This window comes from Pantoea sp. B623 (assembly GCF_024814475.1).
In the GTDB taxonomy this organism is placed as follows: domain Bacteria; phylum Pseudomonadota; class Gammaproteobacteria; order Enterobacterales; family Enterobacteriaceae; genus Pantoea; species Pantoea ananatis.
The window spans coordinates 3692500-3711431 of the sequence record NZ_JANUXM010000004.1 but is presented as its reverse complement, the minus strand read 5'-3'; the positions used below and the strand labels follow the sequence as shown (position 1 = coordinate 3711431).

Annotated in this window: 19 protein-coding genes; 4 read left to right on the top strand and 15 right to left on the bottom strand. The window is 57.2% G+C overall.

Annotated elements, in window-relative coordinates:
* Positions 1-20: 20 nt before the first annotated feature.
* The 8 genes from NXS97_RS19305 to NXS97_RS19270 form a co-directional block, all read right to left on the bottom strand.
* On the bottom strand, positions 21-1601 hold the full coding sequence (locus tag NXS97_RS19305; protein WP_014594286.1) for a sensor domain-containing diguanylate cyclase: 1581 nt from the start codon (positions 1599-1601) through the stop codon (positions 21-23).
* A gap of 155 nt (positions 1602-1756) precedes the next feature.
* Positions 1757-2587 carry a phosphodiesterase gene (locus NXS97_RS19300; protein ID WP_013026692.1) on the bottom strand — a complete coding sequence of 277 codons (831 nt, stop codon included), beginning with the start codon at positions 2585-2587 and terminating at the stop codon, positions 1757-1759.
* Positions 2588-2598: 11 nt separating this feature from the next.
* A complete protein-coding gene (locus tag NXS97_RS19295; protein WP_019106065.1) occupies positions 2599-3585 on the bottom strand; it encodes an ABC transporter ATP-binding protein in 987 nt (328 codons plus the stop codon).
* Positions 3582-4397, bottom strand: a complete 816-nt coding sequence (locus tag NXS97_RS19290; RefSeq protein ID WP_014605291.1) for an ABC transporter permease — start codon at positions 4395-4397, stop codon at positions 3582-3584. The genes NXS97_RS19295 and NXS97_RS19290 overlap by 4 nt, the downstream gene beginning before the upstream one ends.
* On the bottom strand, positions 4394-5275 hold the full coding sequence (locus NXS97_RS19285) for an ABC transporter permease (RefSeq protein ID WP_110015588.1): 882 nt from the start codon (positions 5273-5275) through the stop codon (positions 4394-4396). Before NXS97_RS19285 ends, NXS97_RS19290 begins: the two co-directional genes overlap by 4 nt.
* A complete protein-coding gene (locus NXS97_RS19280) occupies positions 5275-6297 on the bottom strand; it encodes an ABC transporter substrate-binding protein (RefSeq protein ID WP_014605289.1) in 1023 nt (340 codons plus the stop codon). Before NXS97_RS19280 ends, NXS97_RS19285 begins: the two co-directional genes overlap by 1 nt.
* Positions 6281-7306 carry a substrate-binding domain-containing protein gene (locus NXS97_RS19275; protein ID WP_013026697.1) on the bottom strand — a complete coding sequence of 342 codons (1026 nt, stop codon included), beginning with the start codon at positions 7304-7306 and terminating at the stop codon, positions 6281-6283. The genes NXS97_RS19280 and NXS97_RS19275 overlap by 17 nt, the downstream gene beginning before the upstream one ends.
* 105 nt (positions 7307-7411) lie before the next feature.
* Entirely contained in the window at positions 7412-7549 is a 138-nt protein-coding gene (locus NXS97_RS19270) for a hypothetical protein (RefSeq protein ID WP_155270044.1), read from the bottom strand.
* 109 nt (positions 7550-7658) lie between these two features.
* Here NXS97_RS19270 and NXS97_RS19265 point away from each other — a divergent pair, with 109 nt between their 5' ends.
* On the top strand, positions 7659-9122 hold the full coding sequence (locus NXS97_RS19265; protein WP_014594290.1) for a M48 family metallopeptidase: 1464 nt from the start codon (positions 7659-7661) through the stop codon (positions 9120-9122).
* Between the two features lie 5 nt (positions 9123-9127).
* Positions 9128-9475 (top strand): arsenate reductase (glutaredoxin), encoded by a 348-nt coding sequence (gene arsC / locus NXS97_RS19260; RefSeq protein WP_028715452.1) that lies wholly within the window; start codon positions 9128-9130, stop codon positions 9473-9475.
* Here arsC and hda read toward each other — a convergent pair.
* From hda to upp, 4 genes are read right to left on the bottom strand one after another with little or no spacing between them, the layout of a single operon-like run.
* On the bottom strand, positions 9472-10248 hold the full coding sequence (gene hda, locus NXS97_RS19255) for a DnaA inactivator Hda (RefSeq protein ID WP_014594292.1): 777 nt from the start codon (positions 10246-10248) through the stop codon (positions 9472-9474). The two genes, arsC and hda, sit on opposite strands and share 4 nt — an antisense overlap.
* Positions 10249-10280: 32 nt before the next feature.
* Positions 10281-11564, bottom strand: coding sequence for a uracil permease (gene uraA / locus NXS97_RS19250; RefSeq protein ID WP_013026701.1), 1284 nt, complete (start codon positions 11562-11564; stop codon positions 10281-10283).
* Complete coding sequence (locus NXS97_RS19245) at positions 11539-11724, bottom strand: hypothetical protein (protein WP_019106067.1); 186 nt, start codon at positions 11722-11724, stop codon at positions 11539-11541. Before NXS97_RS19245 ends, uraA begins: the two co-directional genes overlap by 26 nt.
* Complete coding sequence (gene upp, locus NXS97_RS19240) at positions 11724-12350, bottom strand: uracil phosphoribosyltransferase (protein ID WP_013026702.1); 627 nt, start codon at positions 12348-12350, stop codon at positions 11724-11726. The genes NXS97_RS19245 and upp overlap by 1 nt, the downstream gene beginning before the upstream one ends.
* A 230-nt stretch (positions 12351-12580) precedes the next feature.
* Between upp and purM the strand changes: the two genes are divergently transcribed.
* Positions 12581-13621 carry a phosphoribosylformylglycinamidine cyclo-ligase gene (purM, locus tag NXS97_RS19235; protein WP_013026703.1) on the top strand — a complete coding sequence of 347 codons (1041 nt, stop codon included), beginning with the start codon at positions 12581-12583 and terminating at the stop codon, positions 13619-13621.
* The gene (gene purN, locus NXS97_RS19230; RefSeq protein WP_013026704.1) at positions 13618-14256 is read left to right on the top strand and encodes a phosphoribosylglycinamide formyltransferase; all 639 of its coding nucleotides are present in this window, start codon (positions 13618-13620) and stop codon (positions 14254-14256) included. The genes purM and purN overlap by 4 nt, the downstream gene beginning before the upstream one ends.
* A gap of 29 nt (positions 14257-14285) precedes the next feature.
* Here purN and pstB read toward each other — a convergent pair whose 3' ends face one another.
* From pstB to NXS97_RS19215, 3 genes are read right to left on the bottom strand one after another with little or no spacing between them, the layout of a single operon-like run.
* Positions 14286-15059 (bottom strand): phosphate ABC transporter ATP-binding protein PstB, encoded by a 774-nt coding sequence (gene pstB, locus NXS97_RS19225; protein ID WP_116219835.1) that lies wholly within the window; start codon positions 15057-15059, stop codon positions 14286-14288.
* Positions 15060-15065: 6 nt separating this feature from the next.
* Positions 15066-16700, bottom strand: a complete 1635-nt coding sequence (pstA, locus tag NXS97_RS19220; RefSeq protein WP_116219834.1) for a phosphate ABC transporter permease PstA — start codon at positions 16698-16700, stop codon at positions 15066-15068.
* On the bottom strand, positions 16697-18793 hold the full coding sequence (locus tag NXS97_RS19215; RefSeq protein ID WP_116219833.1) for an ABC transporter permease subunit: 2097 nt from the start codon (positions 18791-18793) through the stop codon (positions 16697-16699). Before NXS97_RS19215 ends, pstA begins: the two co-directional genes overlap by 4 nt.
* Between the last annotated feature and the right edge of the window lie 139 nt (positions 18794-18932).

Here is an 18932-nt window from a genome sequence, read left to right as displayed (position 1 = left end):
CCGTTAGCGCACAGTCTTGATCAAGAGGCTTTTACGCGTTTGGCAACCACGGTGCAGTTGCGACCGCTGTTCTTAGCCTGATACAGGGCATCGTCAGCCCGCTTCAGGCTGCTTTCCAGCGGCGGCCGCCGGGCATCCCATTCCGCTACGCCGATGGAAATCGTGATATGGCCGACCGCCTCGATAGCGTTATCCGCGATGCTGATGCGAATGCGCTCGGCCGTCGCCTCAGCTTCTTTCAGAGGCGTGTTAGGCAACAGCATTAAAAACTCTTCACCACCGTTACGGCAGACCACATCCGACTGCCGGGCGCTCTGTCGTAGCGTCTGCGCCACCTGCCGAATCACCCGATCGCCGACGTCGTGTCCCCAGTTGTCATTGACGCTTTTGAAATGATCGATATCCAGGGCGAGCACGGCAAAAGGCTGGCGCATCGTCTGGTAGTAATCGAGTACCGCGTTAAGCCCGCGGCGGTTGAGTAACAGCGTTAGCGAATCGGTCTGCGCTTCCGAACTCAGCCGACCAATTTTGTCCTGTACCAGCCCAATACCGGTTAACAGCGCCCGTTTAACCTGGGCGGCCTCAAAGTACCATGCCCGAATGCCGCCAATTTCGTAGGTGGCGCTTGAGGCATCAATCTTGCTGGCCTTGCGGGCCAGTTGCCAGAGCGGCATGGCAATCATCCGTGCCAGAATGACCGCCACCAGCAAGGTCAGTAAGGCAAAGGGCACTGAATGCTTCAGGACTTTCAGGAGCAACCCCGACAGCGGTTGCAGCGTGACGTCGACAGGTTTCAACGCCACCACCATCCAGCCCGTCGTGGGGACAATGGCGTAGCCGGCCAGCCGGGTCGGTTTGTCGGGCTCAGTTAAGACCAGCGAGCCGTTATCTTTTTCCTGACGTTCCCGATCGCTCATCAGTGGCGACATGGTTTTGCCCACCATCTGGCGGTTCTGGTGATACAGCACCTGATTATCGCCGTCGAGAACAAATACGCTGGTGCCGTCGCGATAAAACTGTTCACCCAGCAGCGCATTCAGAATACTTTTCTTTTTCAGGTAAATCGTCCCGCCAATATAGCCCAGATAGCGTCCCTGGTTATTCCAGATGGGCCATGAGACAAAAATCAGCAGGTTATTGGCGGCAGAGAGTGTCGGTCTGCTAATCAGCGGTTGCCGGGTCTGCAGCGCTTCGCGGGCCGCATCGCTGGTCAGATGCATCCCGGTTAAGGTCAGCGATTCGGGAGAAATTGCGCGCACCGTACCCGTTTCATCCACCACGGCGACCGAGTTAAAACTGTCGGTCTGCTCACGTAGACGGTTCACTTCCGCTTTGAGCAGTGCCTCATTATTGAAATCTTTTCCCAGTAAATTAGCACTGAAGTGCAACTGGGACTGCGCCAGCCGGAAAAAGACTTCGCTGGTAGAGGCCAGTTTGGCAGCGTAAGCGCGGTTAGCTTCCAGGGTGCTGTCGATCAGCACCATGCGTTGCACACGCCAGGTTGCATATAAATTATTGGCAAGCGTGATGACTATGCTGGCAATAACCAGCAGCGCAATAAGCGTGCGTAAGTCCGCCCGGGGACGGAAATTTATGAGCATGGCGGGAACGCCACAGTGCAAAGATTCATTTTGCTGTGCCTGACTCTGTTGTTTTTATCGTGATTGCGGTCCTACAGCGTGTAAGTTTACACGCTGTAGGACAATTTGAGCAGGTTTAAGCGCGGCATTAACCAAAAAGTCAGCCCGTATGGCTTTTAATCGATTAACCCGTTTTGATCATAAAAGGGCCAGGGGCCATCATAGTCTCCAATCGCACACTGATGCGTGGTCATTCCCTGCTGCGGATGCCAGCGATGCAGTAAAAATCCTGCCGGTTCCAGCATGAAGTTTGCCGGGCCATCCGGTTGCAGATCCAGCGCAACCTGATGAGACACGCCGGGGGCAATGCAGGCCAGCGTACCGGCAAAGCGGGTCTGAATCGCGCGGTGTACATGGCCACACAGCACACGTTCGACCTGCGGATGACGACTGACGATCGCCGCCAGCGCAGCAGGGGCGCGTAAACGCTGGCGATCCATATGATCGATACCGCAGACAAAGGGCGGATGATGCAGCATCACCAGCGCGGGGCTGTCCGGTGACGCGGTCAGTGCGGCATCCAGCCAGTCAAGCTGCTGTTCATCAAGCTCGCCCCACGGCTGCTGCGGCACGCTGGAATCGAGCGCCAGTAGCTGAACCCCCTTAACCTCCCGTTGCCAGTTGAGCGTCGGGCCCTGTTGCAGATAGGGATGATCGGGAAACGCCGCCCGTAGCGCCTGGCGATCGTCATGATTTCCCGCCATCAGGTAAAACGGCAACGCCAGGGTGGCCAGCGCCTGCCGCAGCGTCTGATACTCTTCTGCCGTACCAAAATCCACCAGGTCGCCGGTTATGACCACCGCATCGGGCCGGGGCGTCAGGCCATTCAGGGTTGCGATCGCCCGTAACAGGGCATTATACGTATCGACTTTTTTATACGACAGACGACCGTGCGCTTTAATATGCAAGTCGCTGATTTGAGCAATCAGCACAGGTTTAACGGACAAACGTTGACTCCTTAAAGGGTAAATTCGAGTGCGGCCTGCTCAGCCAGCGACCAGCTCACTCGCTGCCCGGCGTGCCAGGTTTCCCGTGCGTGACGTTCAACCTGAATCGGCTTGTCCAGCCCGATATCAATCATCAGGCGTTGAGACGCGCCGAGAAAGGTGCTGGCAACAATGCAGCCGTGCTGCGCATAGCGGCCTTCGTCTGCCAGCAGCACATCCTCTGGTCGACAAAAACGCACCGGATGGCCTTGATCGTCACGTGCGATGCAGTTAATCGCGCCAACGAAATCCGCCACAAAACGCGAGGCCGGACGCTGATAGATGGCCTGCGGCGTATCGATCTGCACCAGGCGCCCCTGCTCCATGACGGCGATACGATCGCCAAGCGCCATAGCTTCCTGCTGATCGTGAGTGACATACACGGCGGTGATAGCCAGCTTTTTTAACAGGCCCCCGATTTCCAGACGCAGACGCTCACGCAGTTTGGCATCCAGCGCCGCCAGCGGTTCGTCAAACAGCAGCACTTTAGGCCGTGCCGCCAGCGCTCTTGCCAGCGCCACGCGCTGTTTCTGCCCGCCGGAGAGCTTGTCGATATGACGATGTGCCAGTGACGTGAGATCGACCAGTTCCAGCATCTCGTTGACCCGGGCCTCACGCTCGTGGCGCGGAATGCCCTGCACTTTCAGCCCATAGGCTACGTTCTGCGCCACGTTAAGCGTGGGAAACAGGGCGTAGTTTTGAAACACCATTCCTACGTTACGCTTCTCAATAGGCAGGTCGGTCACGTTGCGATCGTCAAACCAGACTTCACCCGGCGCGTCAGTGCTCTCCAGCCCGCTGATAATGCGCAACGTTGTCGTTTTGCCACAGCCGGACGGGCCCAGCAGAACCAGGGTTTCCCCTGCGCGTACGCTAAGATCCAGTGGGTGCAGCGCCTGATGGTGATGAAAGCGACGCGCACAGCCGCGTAGCGTGACGTTAACCGCATCAACAATCATGCTTTTTCCTCCCTTGGTTGTTGGCGAGACTGGCGTTCAAGCCAGTGATTACAGGCGTTGAGCATCAACAGCAGCGGTAGAATCATTAAAATAAAGATCAGGGTATAAGCAGAACCGACTTCCAGCCGCATCGAGGCGTAGCTGTCGGCCAGGCCCACTGGCAGGGTTTTGGTCAGTGGCGTATGCAACATCCAGGTGATATTAAATTCGCCTACCGATAACGTAATTACCATAAAGGCCCCGGCGAGAATGCCGTTGCGGCAGTTGGGAACCACCACGGTGAAAAAGCGACGCCAGAAGCCGGCCCCGAGGCTGGCGGCAGCCTCCTCCAGTCGGGGCAGTTGTATCGCCTGCATCACCGCCAGTACCGGGCGGATCATAAACGGCAGCGTAAAAAGGACGTGACCAATCAGGATAAACACCCAGCTGTCACGCAGGCTGCTGAACTGGCCATACAGCAGGATAATGCCCAGTGCGGTGGCCAGGCCCGGAAGCGCCACCGGCAACATCAGGCACTCTTCAATGCGCGATGCCCAGCGAGAGGGCGATTTCAGTAAGCCCCAGGCGGCCGGTACGCCGATCGCCACGGTGACGATCAAGCAGCTGACAGCAATGAGCAACGACAGCCAAAAGGTGTCGCTGTACATCTCCCAAACCTGCGCCACCCATTTCAGCGTCAGTCCGCTGCGCAGGCCAACAAAATAGTTCTGCGTCACGCCCGCCAGCATCGACAGGATCACCGGCACAATCATGAACAGTGCAGTCAGTGTGGTGATCGCGACCTGCAGGTAAAACAGCCCACGGCGCTTCATGATGACGGCTCCTGTTTTGACTGGGTGAGTACGCGCGCCAGCATTAAGCCAGCCCAGGCGACAGCGCCCATGACCACCGATAACGCCGCCGCCGTGGCGAAGTTAGCGTAGTTGGTGAATTCGCCATAAATGGTCAGCGGCAGCACACTCAGGTCGGTTCCCAGGGTAAACGCGGTGCCAAATGCGCCCATACTGGTGGCAAAGCACAGCGCACCGCTGGAGAGCAGTGCCGGTTTAAGTCCCGGCACGATCACATCCCAGACAATGCGCCACTGGCTGGCGCCTAACGAACGGGCGGCTTCTTCCAGCGAGCGATCCAGTTTTTCACTCGCGGCCACCAACGTCACAATGGCGCGCGGCAGCGAAAAGTAGAGATAACCAATGAACAGCCCGGTGAGTGAGTAGGCCAGCGTCCAGCGCTCATCAAACAGGCGCAGGCTGATCTGCGCCAGCACGCCCTGTCGTCCTGCCAGCATCACCACTAAAAACCCCACCACCACGCCGGGAAACGCCAGAGGAAAGGTCAGCAGTGCCAGCAGAGTGCCGCGTCCGGTGAAACGCTGGCGAGCGAGGAAGCACCCTACGACGGTGGCGATGACCAACGTCAGTAGCGTTACCGTCAGCGACAGCAGCACGGTATTCACCAGGCTTTGCAGATACTGCGGCTGGGTAATTACCGTCCAGTAGCCACTGTGATGTGTGCTGCGATCCGGCGTCATGCCCATCTGTAATAATCGGGCAAAAGGTAACAGCCAGAACGCGGCAAAAAACAGTAAGGCTGGCAGCAGCATCCATGGCCAGTTTGCCCCCTGCTCGCGTCGGCGTGACCGGTGGCGCGTTGCCACCGGTAAATCGCTGCGGGCGTCAGACGCTGCCATTACCGAATCTCACTCAGATAGCGGGCAGAGAAGGCTTTCTGTGCATCGGCCATCTGCTGATAGTCCACGGTATGCGCGCGCGCGTAATCACTGTCTGGCAGGAAGCGCTTTTTGGCCTCGGCAGACATGGCTGAAGGCCGTACCGGGCGCAGATAGGCATTGGCCCAGATGGCCTGGCCTTTATCCGACAGCACGTAGTCCATGACTTTTTTGCCGTTAGCGGCGTGCGGGGCGTTTTTCACCAGGCTGATGACATAAGGCACCGTGACCGTCCCTTCCTGCGGGATCACAAACACCACATTGGCATGATCTTTATATTTGGCGCGATAAGCGTTGAAGTCGTAATCCAGCAGAATGGGGATCTCGCCGGAGATCACCCGAGCATAGGCCGTCTGTTTCGGCACGACAGGCTTGTTCGCCTGCAACTTTTTAAACCAGGTCAGCGCGGGAGTGAAGTCCTGCATACTGCCGCCTTTGGCCTGATTCACCGCCACGGCGGCCACGTAACCCACAAACGCACTGGCCGGATCGAGATAGCCCACCATCCCTTTGTATTCTGGCTTCAGCAGATCGTCCCAGGATGTTGGAATGGGTGCACCGCCCAGCGCATCTACGTTGACCATAAAGCCCATCGTGCCGGAATGCAGCGCAACCCATTTCCCTTCCGGATCTTTCATGCCTGCCGGCACCTGATCCCAGTTGGCCGGCTTATAGTCAGCAATCACGCCTGCCTGAGCCGCCTGGATACCAAAGCTGACGCCGTAATACACCACGTCGGCAACGGGATTATCTTTCTCGGCGACCAGTTGAGCCAGCGCCTGCCCGGAGTTCTTGTTGTCCTGCGGCACCACAATGCCGGTATCTTTTTTGATGGCCTGAAGCTCGGTCGCCCAGTCTGCCCATTCAGGTGGACAGTTGTAGCAGATAGCATTCTCAGCAGCCTGCACCAGCTGGCTGGAAAATGCACAGGCGGTGAAGAGCGCCGCCCTGGCAAGCACGGTGATTTTATTGTGTGTAGACATGATGGTTCCCTGATGTTGACGAATGAAAGACTGCAGCGATGCTCTCGCCTGAACGCAACCAGTGGTCCAGCAGGCACGAGTCATCATGAGAGGGTTGAAGAAGCATATCGATGGCACAGGCACCTAACCGATCGCTGGGCTGTACCACGCTGGCCAGCGAGGGTGAAAGCTGTTCGCCTATAGCAATGCCGTCAAACCCCATGACCGACAGCTGGTGCGGGACCTGAATGCCGGCACGGGCGGCCGCGCCCAGCAGGCTGATCGCCAGGAGATCGTTACTGCAGATGACGGCGGTCAGTGGGTCCGGGCTGTTGATCAGCGGTAAAAGGGGCTCGAATCTGGATTGGGTATGGCTGGGCATATCAATTAGCGCCCTCGGGACAAATCCTGCCTGCTGCATCGCATCGCAATAGCCAAGATAACGCTGACGGGCACGATCCGACTGCAGCATCGGTCCCGCCGCCATCACGATATGCTGATGACCCAGCGCAATAAGGTGCGCCGTGGCTTCGGCCATTGCGCGACGGTTATCGACATAGACGCAGCGCCAGTTTTGCTGTTGCGGCACGTTATGCGCCAGAACAAAGGGCATTCGCGCCTCTGCCAGCGGGGCTAATACGGTGCTGCTGTCCGCGTCGGAGACGGTCAGCACCATGCCCGCGACGCGCTGGCGCAGCATATGTTCAATCATGGCGGCTTCACGCTCTGGCTGGTAATCGGTCGTGGCCACCAGCAGGCCATAGCCCGCCAGACGCGCCTGTTGCTCCATGGCCTGAAGCTGCAAGGCAAACACCGGGTTACTGAGCGAAGGCAGCAAAACGCCCAGCGTCGTGGAGCTTTGCGTACGGAGCTGGCGCGCAATGTGGTTAGGTCTGAACCCCAACTGCTCCGAGGCCTCCAGCACTTTTTTCAGCGTGCCGGGCTTAAGCAGATGGGGATCGGAAAAGGCACGCGCCGCGGTTGCTCGCGAAACGCCGGCCAGAACCGCCACGCTGATTAAATCACTCATTTCCCCCCCGGTTAATCGATAATGAGATCGATCTCATTGGCGCTTAACCTAACGGGGTTGTGTGACATCAACATCACGGGAAGATGACATTGCGGTGACAGCGGTTCACCACGTCGTCAATGCGCTGGCAGCACGACGAATGCCTTTTTCTGACTGCTGATACAGGGCGGTTGGGTTTAGCAAGCACCCGATAAGCCCGGAAGGGGCAATGCGTCGATCCCGGCTGCCATAACGCCATTTCATTCTTCCCTGGCTGTGGTTAAGATACGAAGACCGTAGCGCTGTTGCTGAAAAAACAGAACATTTCCGCTGCTTACCTGTCCAAATCAGGGATTCATTACAGGATTAAGGCATGTTGAACCGGTTTAAAAAGACGCTGCTTGCTGCGCTACTCCCTGCACTGATGTTATCCGGCCCGTTGACCGCCCGTGCGGATATCAGTGATTCGCTGCCGGATATGGGGACCACGGCAGGATCGACCCTGTCGATTAATCAGGAGCTACAGATGGGCGACTTCTACGTCCGCCAGCTCCGCGCCAGTGCCCCGCTGATTAACGATCCTTTGCTGAATCAGTACATCAACCAACTTGGGCAGCGGCTGGTTTCGCATGCGGACGCCGTTAAAACGCCCTTCCACTTTTTCCTGATTCAGAACGATGAGCTCAACGCCTTCGCCTTCTTTGGTGGCAACGTGGTGTTGCATGCGGCCCTGTTCCGTTTTACGGATAACGAAAGCCAGCTGGCCTCAGTCATGGCCCATGAAATCTCCCACGTCACGCAGCGCCATCTGGCGCGGGCAATGGAAGATCAAAAACGTAATGCACCGCTCACCTGGGTGGGCGCGCTGGGTTCAATTTTACTGGCGATGGCCAGCCCACAAATGGGCATGGCCGCATTGACCGGTACGCTGGCCGGCACCCAACAGGGGATTATCAGCTTTACCCAAAATAATGAACAGGAAGCCGATCGCATCGGTATTCAGGTGTTACAGCGCGCCGGTTTTGACCCGCAAGCCATGCCCAACTTCCTGCAAAAACTGGCCGATCAGAGCCGCTTTTCTTCGAAGCCTCCGGAAATCCTGTTAACCCATCCCCTGCCTGACAGCCGTCTTGCCGATGCGCGCAACCGTGCGAACCAGATGCGTCCGGTGGTGGTGCAGTCGTCTCAAGACTTTTATCTGGCCAAAGTGCGGTCCTTAGGCATGTATTCGACTGGCCGTAACCAGTTAACGGACGAACTGCTTACGCAATATGCTAACGGTAATTCCCGCGAACAGCTGGCCTCGCAGTACGGTAAAGCTGTGCAGTTCCTGCAGGCTAAAAGCTTTGGTGAGGCGAAAAGGATCGTGGCACCGTTACTGGCAAAACAACCTGAAAATGTCTGGCTGCTGGACCTGATGACTGACATTGATATCGGCCTGAATCAGCCGCAGCAGGCGATAGCGATGCTGACCGCGACCCAGGCCTCAAAAACCAGCCCGGTCGTCCAGTTGAACCTCGCTAATGCCTATGTGGAAGCGAAACAGCCGGCGAACGCCAGCCGCATTCTCAACCGCTATACCTGGACCCATAAAGACGATACCAACGGATGGGATCTGCTGGCCCAGGCTTCCGCGCAGCAGGGGCTGACAGATGAGGAGCTCTTTGCCCGCGCCGAAAGTCTGGCGCTGAGTGGCCAGCTGGATCAGGCCATTAGCGCCCTAAGCCGGGCCAGTTCACTGGTGCCGCTCGGCAGCCTGAAACAGGCCCGTTACGATGCCCGCATCGACCAGCTACGCCAGCTCCAGCAACGCTTTAAGCAGTATCAACGAGGATAAACAGTATGGTGACCTTTTATCATAATCCGCGCTGCAGCAAGAGCCGGGAAACCCTGGCGCTGCTAGCAGAGCGCGGCATCGCCCCGGAGATCGTGCACTATCTGGACACGCCGCCGGATCGCCAGACGTTACAGATCCTGCTGCAAAAGCTGGGTATGCAAAGTGCCCGTGAGTTAATGCGTCGTAAGGATCCGCTTTATGCGGCGCTGGGGCTGGATCGGCCTGACATCGGGGAAAGCGCGTTGCTGGACGCGCTGCTGGAAAATCCCAAACTGATTGAGCGACCGATTGTGATCAACGGCGCCCGCGCCCGCCTGGGACGTCCGCCAGAAGCGGTACTGGAAATCCTTTAGAGGCCAAGGGTTTCTTTTACGAAAGGAATCGTCAGCTTACGCTGGGCGCTAATGGATGCGCTGTCGAGACGATCCAACGTATCAAACAGCGTGCGCATTTCTCGGTCAAGGCGCTTTAGCAAAAAGCGCCCGACGTCTTCAGGCAGTTCAAATCCCCGCAGTCCGGCGCGCAGCTGTAAAGCCTGCAGTTTATCCTCATCGGAGAGCGGCTGTAGACGATAAATCTGCCCCCAGTCGAGGCGCGATGCCAGATCGGGCAGATGCAGATTGAGCTGACGAGGAGGACGATCGCCGGTAATAAACAACCGGGTATTGCCGGTTTCCAGAATGCGATTATAAAGATCGAAAATCGCCATTTCCCAGGCCTCTTCTCCCGCAATGCACTGAATATTATCGATGCAAACCAGCGGCAGTTGCTCCATCCCTTCCAGCACGTCCGGGACAAACCAGGTGCGTTTATCGAGCGGCACATAGCCCACGGCTTCGCCGCGTGCAGACATTTCAGCGCAGGCGGCATGCAGCAGATGGCTGCGACCGCCCCCTTCACGAGACCAGAAATAAAGATAGCTGCCATGTTGCTGGCTAAGCGCACCCTTAATCGCGGCAATAAGCGAGGGGTTTTCACCCGGCCAGAAGCTGGCGAAGGTTTCGTCGTCAGGTAAATAGAGTGGCAATGACAATTGTGCCGGCGTGTTCAGAAGCACCTCAGCAAGAGAACAAGCAAAAATCGGGGCAAGTCTATCATAGTTTTCGGCCAGAGATGAATCGGGCATCCCTGCCCGACTTTTGACCGCTGACGGTGGGATTACGACTCGCGGTTGTCTTCCGCATCCAGAATCACTTCTTCAGGACGCAGGAGGGAAATGACGCGAAAAATTAAGGCCAGCGCAACGCCGACCAGCGTGGCCAGCGCCATACCTTTCAGCTCGGCAGCCCCGATATGCACTTTCGCCCCGCTGACGCCAATAATCAGGATAACGGAGGTCAGAATCAGGTTTTGCGCTTTGTTGTAATCCACTTTGGACTCAATCAGGACACGGATACCTGACGCGCCGATAACGCCATACAGCAGCAGGGATACGCCGCCCATCACCGGCACCGGAATCGCCTGAATAGCGGCCGCCAGTTTGCCGACGCAGGAGAGTAAAATCGCGAAAATGGCCGCGCCGCCAATCACCCAGGTACTGTAAACGCGGGTAATCGCCATGACGCCAATGTTTTCGCCGTATGTCGTGTTCGGGGTTGATCCAAAAAACCCGGAAATGACCGTCGATAAGCCATTGGCGAACATGGAACGATGCAGTCCGGGATCGCGCACCAGATCTCTTTTAACGATATTCGCCGTCACGACCAGGTGGCCCACATGCTCGGCAATGACCACCAGAGCGGCGGGCAGAATGGTCAACATGGCAATCCATTCAAAGCGCGGCGTATAAAACGTCGGTAAGGCAAACCAGTGCGCCTGTTCAACGCCGCTCCAGTCAACGATGCCCATGAAGGCGGAAAGCGCGTAACCGGCCAGCACACCGATCAGGATAGGAATGATCGCCATAAATCCACGGAACAAAACCGATCCAAAAACGGTAACCGCCAGGGTCACCAGCGAAATCAACACGGTTGTGCCGTTTGGCGACTGGCCTTCGGCTGGAAGCAGCCCCGCCATATTCGCGGCCACGCCAGCCAGTTCCAGACCAATGACGGCAACGATGGCCCCCATTGCTGCTGGCGGAAACATCACGTCCAGCCAGCCTGTTCCGGCTTTTTTAACGATCAGCGCGACAAGGCAGAACAACACGCCACACAGAATAAAACCGCCCAGCGCCACTTCATAACCCAGCGGCAGCAGGAGCAACACGGGTGAAATAAAGGCAAAGCTGGAACCCAGATAGGCGGGGATTTTTCCCTTACAAATAAACAGGTACAGCAGCGTGCCGATACCGTTAAACAGCAATACCGTCGCCGGATTGATGTGGAACAGAATTGGCACTAACACGGTGGCGCCAAACATGGCGAACAGATGCTGCAGGCTGAGCGGAATCGTTTGCAGTAATGGCGGCCGTTCGCTAACGCCGATAGCGCGACGAGTCATTAAAAGTCCCCTTGAGTGAGTGGTCTGTTTTCAGGCAAAAAAAAGCCGACTCTCTGGTCGGCTGGTTCATTTCTTTATGTGTTACAACAGAAAAAAGCGGCTCGGCCTGCTGCTGCAGGCTGAAAACAGCGTGATGCATGGCGCCGCGGATTTTCATCATTACTTGGTGCCGAAGATTTTATCACCGGCATCACCCAGGCCTGGGATGATATAACCCTTGTCGTTAAGCCCCTGATCCACAGAAGCGGTGTAAAGCTCCACATCCGGATGCGCTTTTTCCAGCGCGGCAATCCCTTCAGGTGCCGCAACCAGCACCAGCACTTTGATACTGCTGCAGCCCGCTTTCTTTAACAGGTCTATCGTGGCAATCATTGAGCCGCCCGTGGCCAGCATGGGGTCAACCACCAGTGCCAGGCGCTCTTCGATATTCGAAACCAGTTTCTGGAAGTAAGGCACCGGCTCCAGCGTTTCTTCATCACGGTAGACGCCAACAACGCTGATGCGCGCGCTGGGTACGTGCTCCAGTACGCCTTCCATCATGCCCAGACCGGCACGCAGAATAGGCACGACGGTGATTTTTTTACCTTTGATTTGATCAACCTGAACCGGGCCATTCCAGCCCTCAATGGTGACCTTTTCGGTTTCCAGATCGGCGGTCGCTTCATACGTCAGCAGACTGCCGACTTCAGAGGCCAGCTCGCGGAAACGCTTTGTACTGATATCATGCTCACGCATCAGTCCCAGTTTATGTTTGACCAGCGGGTGTTTGACTTCCACGATCTTCATTGTTGTTCTCCCGGAGTGAGTTGAGCTAAAAAAAAATCGCGGGATTATACCGCCTTTTCGCCGCAGTGCCACATGTGCTTGCGCAATCAGAGGCATTTTGTCATGGCAAAGTAAGGATTGATGAAAATCGCCGGGGACGCAATCTGAGACTCGCAAACGTTTGCCTGCGCTGGTAGAATTGCCGCGCTTTATATTAAACCACCAACCGCAACTCGCGTGGGGACCTCGCAGTGACCGACAAGACCTCTCTCAGTTACAAAGACGCCGGTGTTGATATTGATGCTGGTAACGCTCTGGTTGACCGTATTAAAGGCGTAGTGAAAAAGACGCGTCGCCCGGAAGTCATGGGTGGACTAGGCGGCTTCGGTGCGCTTTGTGCGCTGCCGCAAAAATACCGTGAACCCGTGCTGGTCTCCGGCACCGACGGCGTAGGTACTAAACTGCGTCTGGCGATGGATCTTAAGCGCCACGATGCCATCGGCATTGATCTGGTCGCGATGTGTGTCAACGATCTGGTGGTACAAGGCGCTGAACCGCTCTTCTTCCTGGATTACTACGCCACTGGCAAACTGGATGTGGATACCGCGTCGGCGGTCATCACCGGTATCGCCGAGGGTTGCCTGCAGTCAGGCTGTGCACTGGTGGGCGGCGAAACGGCCGAAATGCCGGGCATGTATCATGGCGAAGACTACGACGTGGCCGGCTTCTGCGTTGGCGTCGTTGAGAAATCAGAAATCATTGACGGCAGCAAAGTGCAGGACGGCGATGTCCTGATCGCATTAGGCTCCAGCGGCCCGCACTCCAATGGTTATTCTCTGGTGCGCAAAATTCTGGAAGTCAGCGGGACCGATCCGCAGGTTGAGCAGCTCGAAGGCAAACCGCTGGCCGATCATTTGCTGGAACCTACCCGCATTTATGTCAAAAACATTCTGAGCCTGATCGAACAGGTCGATGTGCATGCTATCGCGCATCTCACCGGCGGCGGCTTCTGGGAAAACATTCCACGCGTGCTGCCCGATAACACCCAGGCCGTGATTGACGAAAAAAGCTGGGAATGGCCGGCTGTGTTTAGCTGGATGCAGCAGGCCGGTAACGTCAGCCGTCACGAAATGTACCGTACGTTCAACTGTGGCGTGGGTATGCTGATTGCCCTGAGCCCTGCCGACGCGGATAAAGCCGTTGAACTAATGCGCGCCGCCGGTGAAAATGCCTGGAAAATCGGCGTGATTAAGGCATCAGAAGCGGAAGAGCGTGTGGTCATCACGTCATGAAAAAGCTGGTTGTGCTGATCTCCGGCAACGGAAGTAATCTTCAGTCCATCCTTGACGCCTGTGCAAACGGGCGTATTCACGGCAGCGTCGCTGCCGTGTTCAGTAATAAAGCCTCCGCCTATGGCTTAGTCCGCGCAGAGCGGGCAGGCATTCCGGCTATTGCCCTGGACGCCCGTGACTTTAGCGACCGTGAAAGTTTTGATCGCCAGCTTATGCGTGAGATCGACGCCTGTGCGCCGGATGTTGTGGTGCTGGCAGGATATATGCGCATTTTAAGCCCGGGTTTTGTGGCGCATTATCACGACCGACTGCTGAATATTCACCCGTCGCTCCTGCCCAAATATCCCGGACTGCATACTCACCGCCAGGCCCTGGAAAATGGCGATGCGGAGCATGGCACGTCAGTGCATTTCGTAACGGATGAACTGGACGGTGGTCCGGTGATTCTGCAGGCCAAGGTGCCCGTTTTTGCCGAAGACAGCGAAGCGGACATTACCGAGCGCGTGCAACATCAGGAACATGCCATCTATCCGCTGGTGATTAACTGGTTTGTTGAAGGCCGCCTGGCCATGCGTGAGGGAAAGGCCTGGCTGGATGGTAAGCCGTTACCGCTTCAGGGCTACGCCCACGAGTAACAGGCAGGGAGCCGGGCTCCCTGCCCTTTTCAGCCATAGCGTCCGGTGATGTAATCTTCCGTCCGGCGCACCTTCGGCGTCGTGAAAATCCTGTCTGTTGTGTCGAACTCCACCAGCGATCCCTGATGCATAAAGGCCGTGTAATCCGACACACGTGAGGCCTGCTGCATATTATGGGTGACCAGCACCAGCGTGAAGTGCTGTTTCAGGGTGCTCATCAGTTCTTCGATCACCAGCGTTGAAATCGGGTCCAGCGCCGACGTCGGCTCATCCAGTAATAGCACGTCCGGCTCAATCGCAATGGCGCGGGCGATAACCAGCCTCTGCTGCTGCCCCGTGGAGAGCGTCAGGGCATTCTGTGCCAGCTGATCTTTCACTTCTCCCCATAACGCCGCCGCACGGAGTGCACGTTCACAGGCCTCATTCAGTACCCGCTTGTCGCGCACGCCCTGCAAGCGCAATCCGTACACCACGTTTTCGTAGACCGACTTCGGAAAAGGATTGGGCCGCTGGAAAACCATACCGACCCGGCGACGCAGCGCCGAGACATCCTGGGCAGGCCGCATGATCGACTGCTGCTCCAGAAGAATCTCGCCGTCGATGCGGCAGTTATCGATCACGTCATTCATACGATTAAAGCAGCGCAGCAACGTTGATTTGCCGCAGCCGGACGGCCCAATCAGGGCGGTAATACGGTTTTTGGGTAGCTGCAGCGAGACATCCTGAAGCACCTGGCGCTCACCGTACCAGAGCGAAAGGTGTTCAACGGTTAGCGCAATATCAGTTTCGGGCATTGTAGTCATCGTCAGTTATTGAGTCATCAGGCGATAGCGTTCACGCAGACGGTGACGCAGGCCCATGGCTAGCAGGTTCAGCAACAGAATAATGAGCACCAGCAGCAGCGCCGTGGCAAACACCAGCGGCCGGTCGGCTTCGGTATTGGGGCTTTGAAAGGCTAAATCATAAATCTGAAAGCCGAGATGCATAAATTTTCTGTCGAGGTGCAGATAGGGAAACACCGCATCAACCGGCAATTCCGGTACCATTTTTACCACGCCGACCAGCATCAATGGCGCGGTTTCGCCCGCGGCGCGCGCTACCGCCAGAATCAGCCCGGTTAACATCGCCGGAACCGCCATCGGCAGCACCACGTTCCATAAGGTTTCGGCCTGCGTCGCCCCGAGCGCCAGCGATCCCTGTCTCAGGCTGTTCGGGATGCGGGATAAGCCCTCTTCTGTTGCCACGATCACCACCGGCAGGGTCAGCAGGGCCAGCGTGAGCGATGCCCAGAGCAAGCCCGGCGTACCGAAGGTGGGATTCGGCAGCGCGCTGCTGTAGAACAGCCGATCGACCGAACCGCCCACCAGCCAGACAAAGAAGCCCAGACCGAACACACCATAGACAATGGATGGCACGCCCGCCAGGTTCACCACCGCGATGCGTACCAGTCGGGTCAAGGCATTGCGTCCGGCATATTCATGCAGCCAGACGGCTGCAATCACCCCCAACGGCATAACAACCACGGACATCAGCAGCACCATCAGAACCGTGCCGAAGATGGCGGGGAAAACGCCAAAATCGCTTTCGCCCTCGGCAGGCGAATCACTGACGAAGCGCCACAGTTGGTGGAAAAAGCGCCCTGTTTTTTCTGTCAACGTCATGGCATTGGGTTGCCAGGCCGCCACGATCTGCGACAGCGGGATACTGTGCTCGATACCGTTAACGTCACGCAGAATTAAGGCGTCACGCTGACTTTCCTCTTGCAGATTGTTCAGCCTGTCATTGAGTTGAATAAGCCGACGCTCAAGTGCAGCCTGATTGGCGTCATATTCTGACTGCGCCTGCAAATCAAACTGCTTTGCCTCACGCTGCTGTTCAGCCTGATCGTCTAGCTGATCCAGTTGCTGATTCAGCCGGGCCATATCAACACGACGGATTTCGTTGGCCTGACGTACCAGAATCTGCACCTGTTCAAGGCGCTGCTGTAAAAGTGCATTGATGTTTTTGGCCGTCAGCGCTTCATTGTCTTCGCGCAGGCCCACAAGCCAGCCGTAAGCATTGCCGTGACTGCGGCGCTGTAACACCATGATGGCCTCAGGCTGGCTGACTGCCGGTGTATTCTTGCTGAGCGCAATACGAAAATCCGGTGCGGCCCAGTCACGGTTGCCGGTTTTAATCAAATAGCGATGCAGCGTCGCGTGCGGGTCATCTGCATTGCCAGCCGGGGCCGGATACTGTGACTGCCGCTCAAGGGTTTCACCCAGCAGCCGGGTGTGACTGCCGTCAGGCTGCGTAAAGGTATAGAGCTCAACCTTATGAGGCCAAAAGGTACGCAGCCCCTGCCATCCCAGCAATCCTATCAATAAGGTAAACGCCAACAGGCACACCGTCACGGCCCCGGCCGTTAACCAGCGCCAGCGGTCGTTTTGTCGCATCACCGTCATGCCTGCTCCTTGTACTGACTAAAGCGATGGCGCAGGCGCTGCCGGATGAGTTCTGCCAGGGTATTAATCATTAACGTAAATATCAGCAATAAAAACGCACTCAGGAACAAAATTCGGTAATGGGCGCTGCCCACGGCCGCTTCAGGCATCTCGATCGCGATGTTGGCGGAAAGCGTACGCAGGCCGCTGAACAAGCCGCCTTCACTTTGCGGCGTATTACCCGTCGCCATTAATAAAATCATGGTTTCGCCGACCGCCCTGCCAAAGCCAATCATCAAGGCGGCAAAAATCCCCGCCGACGCGCCCGGCAGCACAACTCGCGTCAGGGTTTGCCAGGGCGTGGCACCCAGCGCCAGCGATCCTTGTCCCAGCGAAGCCGGCACGCTAAACAGGGCATCTTCAGCCAGGGTAAAAATTAACGGTACCAGCGCAAACCCCATCGCCAGCGCCGCCACCAACAGGTTACGTTGCGCGTAATGCGGTAGCCAGTCCCCGGCATCGGGTACGATCAGGGTCGGCAACCCTAACGTCAGCAGAGTGACACTCAGCAGCACAGGCAGAAGCAACAACACCTCTCGTCCTGGCTGGCGCCAGCGCTCAGGCAGGCGACGGCTCACTACGCCACAGCCGAGCAGGCTGCCGGCAAGCGTCACGGGCAGCAGCAGCACGCCCACTAACGCCTGGCCTACGTGCGGCGCTAACCATAATCCGGCGATCAGTCCGATCACCACGCTGGGCAGCGCCCCCATCATCTCAATGCCGGGCTTAACCCAACGACGCAGGCCCGGTGCCATAAACCACGCGGTATACATCGCGGCGGCCAGCGCCAGCGGCGTGGCAAACAGCAGAGCCATACTGGCCGCTTTCAGCGTGCCCACGACCATTGGGATCAGGCTGAATTTCGCCTGGTAGCTGTCTCCGGCATTGGTGGATTGCCAGACCCAGTCAGCCTTGGGATAGTTTTCATACCAGATTTTTTGCCAGAAATTACGCCAGGTCACATCCGGCCAGGGATTCGTCAGCTTCAGCGTTTCCCAGCCTGACTGCCGCTCCAGCAGCAGGCTGTCACCACGGGGGGAGAATTGGGCCTGAAGAATACCAGCGGCCAGCTGCCGTTGCAGGATAGGCCCGTTCTGTTTGCTGGCAAACACCTTCAGCATGCCGGTCTGATCAACCGTGGCAAACACCCGTCGCTGTGGCTCACCGATCATCGTGGCCTGTCCGGCGCTGTGCTCAAAGGTCCGGATGCGGTGTAAGCGCAGGCCGTGTTGACCCGCTATGGAGAACCACTGAGAAATGCCGCTGTCATCCTGGATCAGCAGGCTTTGCCCGCCAGCCAGTAACAGCAACTGCCGGGGCGGCTGAGCCAGCGTCTGCGTTTCACGCAGCCAGGCTCGCCCGTCATCAATTTGCCAGACCTGCAGCAGGTTACCTTCGGTGGTATACAGCAGGTCGCCTTTGGGCGACAGTAACAGATGCTGAGGTTGCTGGGCCGGCAGCGTAATCAGCGACGCCTGCTGGTTGGTGCCCAGCGTCAGTAGGTTTACTCCGGACTCACCGGAGGCGGCGATGCGCCACTGGTCAGGGGTAATCGTGGCCAGCGCCATCTTTTTTATTCCGCCCTGTGGCAGGCGAAACACCTTATCGCCCAATGGGAAATGCCATTCGCCTTCGCCCTGGCTTATCACCGGTTGCAGCAGGGTTAAACTGCCCTGGGCATTAAGCAGCAACGTCTTGTCGTCTGCGCTGGTCACGATCTGCTCCGGCACGGGCGAAAGCCCTAATGCCGGGGCTGCCGGTTGTCCGTTTAGCGGAATAAAGCGCGCCTTTCCGTCGCGGCTGATGCGCCAGCCTACGTCGCCCAGATTGCCTATCGCCAGAGCCGGTGCCGAATCCCACAGACGTTGGCTGCTGACGCTTTGCACGCCCGGCGCGCTGAATAACGGCAGGACCACCCAAAGCAACCAAAAGAACAACAGCATCATCAGTAGCAGAATGGCCGCTCCGCAACACGTGACGAGGCGCCGCGTGAAACGGTCAATAGCACGACGTCGGCGATCGCTAAACTGCACAGGAATATGGTTTACGCTCATGCGGCCCTGGTTATGCGGCGGAAATGAGTCGCTATGTTGCCCGTAGCTGGTTGATAAGACAACTTTTGCTGTTGGACAACCCTGCCATACTCTCGCCATAATGCTGTTGGATACTGTATCGTCGTCAGTCCTGCAACCG

What these genes read in the sequence shown, in the direction of transcription:
- NXS97_RS19305 (WP_014594286.1), bottom strand. Translation starts at nt 1,601, where the DNA reads ATGCTCATAAATTTCCGTCCCCGGGCGGACTTACGCACGCTTATTGCG.
- NXS97_RS19215 (WP_116219833.1), bottom strand. Translation starts at nt 18,793, where the DNA reads ATGAGCGTAAACCATATTCCTGTGCAGTTTAGCGATCGCCGACGTCGT.
- NXS97_RS19290 (WP_014605291.1), bottom strand. Translation starts at nt 4,397, where the DNA reads ATGAAGCGCCGTGGGCTGTTTTACCTGCAGGTCGCGATCACCACACTG.
- NXS97_RS19245 (WP_019106067.1), bottom strand. Translation starts at nt 11,724, where the DNA reads ATGATGAAAATCCGCGGCGCCATGCATCACGCTGTTTTCAGCCTGCAG.
- pstB (WP_116219835.1), bottom strand. Translation starts at nt 15,059, where the DNA reads ATGACTACAATGCCCGAAACTGATATTGCGCTAACCGTTGAACACCTT.
- NXS97_RS19285 (WP_110015588.1), bottom strand. Translation starts at nt 5,275, where the DNA reads ATGGCAGCGTCTGACGCCCGCAGCGATTTACCGGTGGCAACGCGCCAC.
- arsC (WP_028715452.1), top strand. Translation starts at nt 9,128, where the DNA reads ATGGTGACCTTTTATCATAATCCGCGCTGCAGCAAGAGCCGGGAAACC.
- NXS97_RS19275 (WP_013026697.1), bottom strand. Translation starts at nt 7,306, where the DNA reads ATGAGTGATTTAATCAGCGTGGCGGTTCTGGCCGGCGTTTCGCGAGCA.
- hda (WP_014594292.1), bottom strand. Translation starts at nt 10,248, where the DNA reads ATGCCCGATTCATCTCTGGCCGAAAACTATGATAGACTTGCCCCGATT.
- NXS97_RS19295 (WP_019106065.1), bottom strand. Translation starts at nt 3,585, where the DNA reads ATGATTGTTGATGCGGTTAACGTCACGCTACGCGGCTGTGCGCGTCGC.
- NXS97_RS19280 (WP_014605289.1), bottom strand. Translation starts at nt 6,297, where the DNA reads ATGTCTACACACAATAAAATCACCGTGCTTGCCAGGGCGGCGCTCTTC.
- NXS97_RS19270 (WP_155270044.1), bottom strand. Translation starts at nt 7,549, where the DNA reads ATGAAATGGCGTTATGGCAGCCGGGATCGACGCATTGCCCCTTCCGGG.
- upp (WP_013026702.1), bottom strand. Translation starts at nt 12,350, where the DNA reads ATGAAGATCGTGGAAGTCAAACACCCGCTGGTCAAACATAAACTGGGA.
- uraA (WP_013026701.1), bottom strand. Translation starts at nt 11,564, where the DNA reads ATGACTCGTCGCGCTATCGGCGTTAGCGAACGGCCGCCATTACTGCAA.
- NXS97_RS19265 (WP_014594290.1), top strand. Translation starts at nt 7,659, where the DNA reads ATGTTGAACCGGTTTAAAAAGACGCTGCTTGCTGCGCTACTCCCTGCA.
- purN (WP_013026704.1), top strand. Translation starts at nt 13,618, where the DNA reads ATGAAAAAGCTGGTTGTGCTGATCTCCGGCAACGGAAGTAATCTTCAG.
- pstA (WP_116219834.1), bottom strand. Translation starts at nt 16,700, where the DNA reads ATGACGGTGATGCGACAAAACGACCGCTGGCGCTGGTTAACGGCCGGG.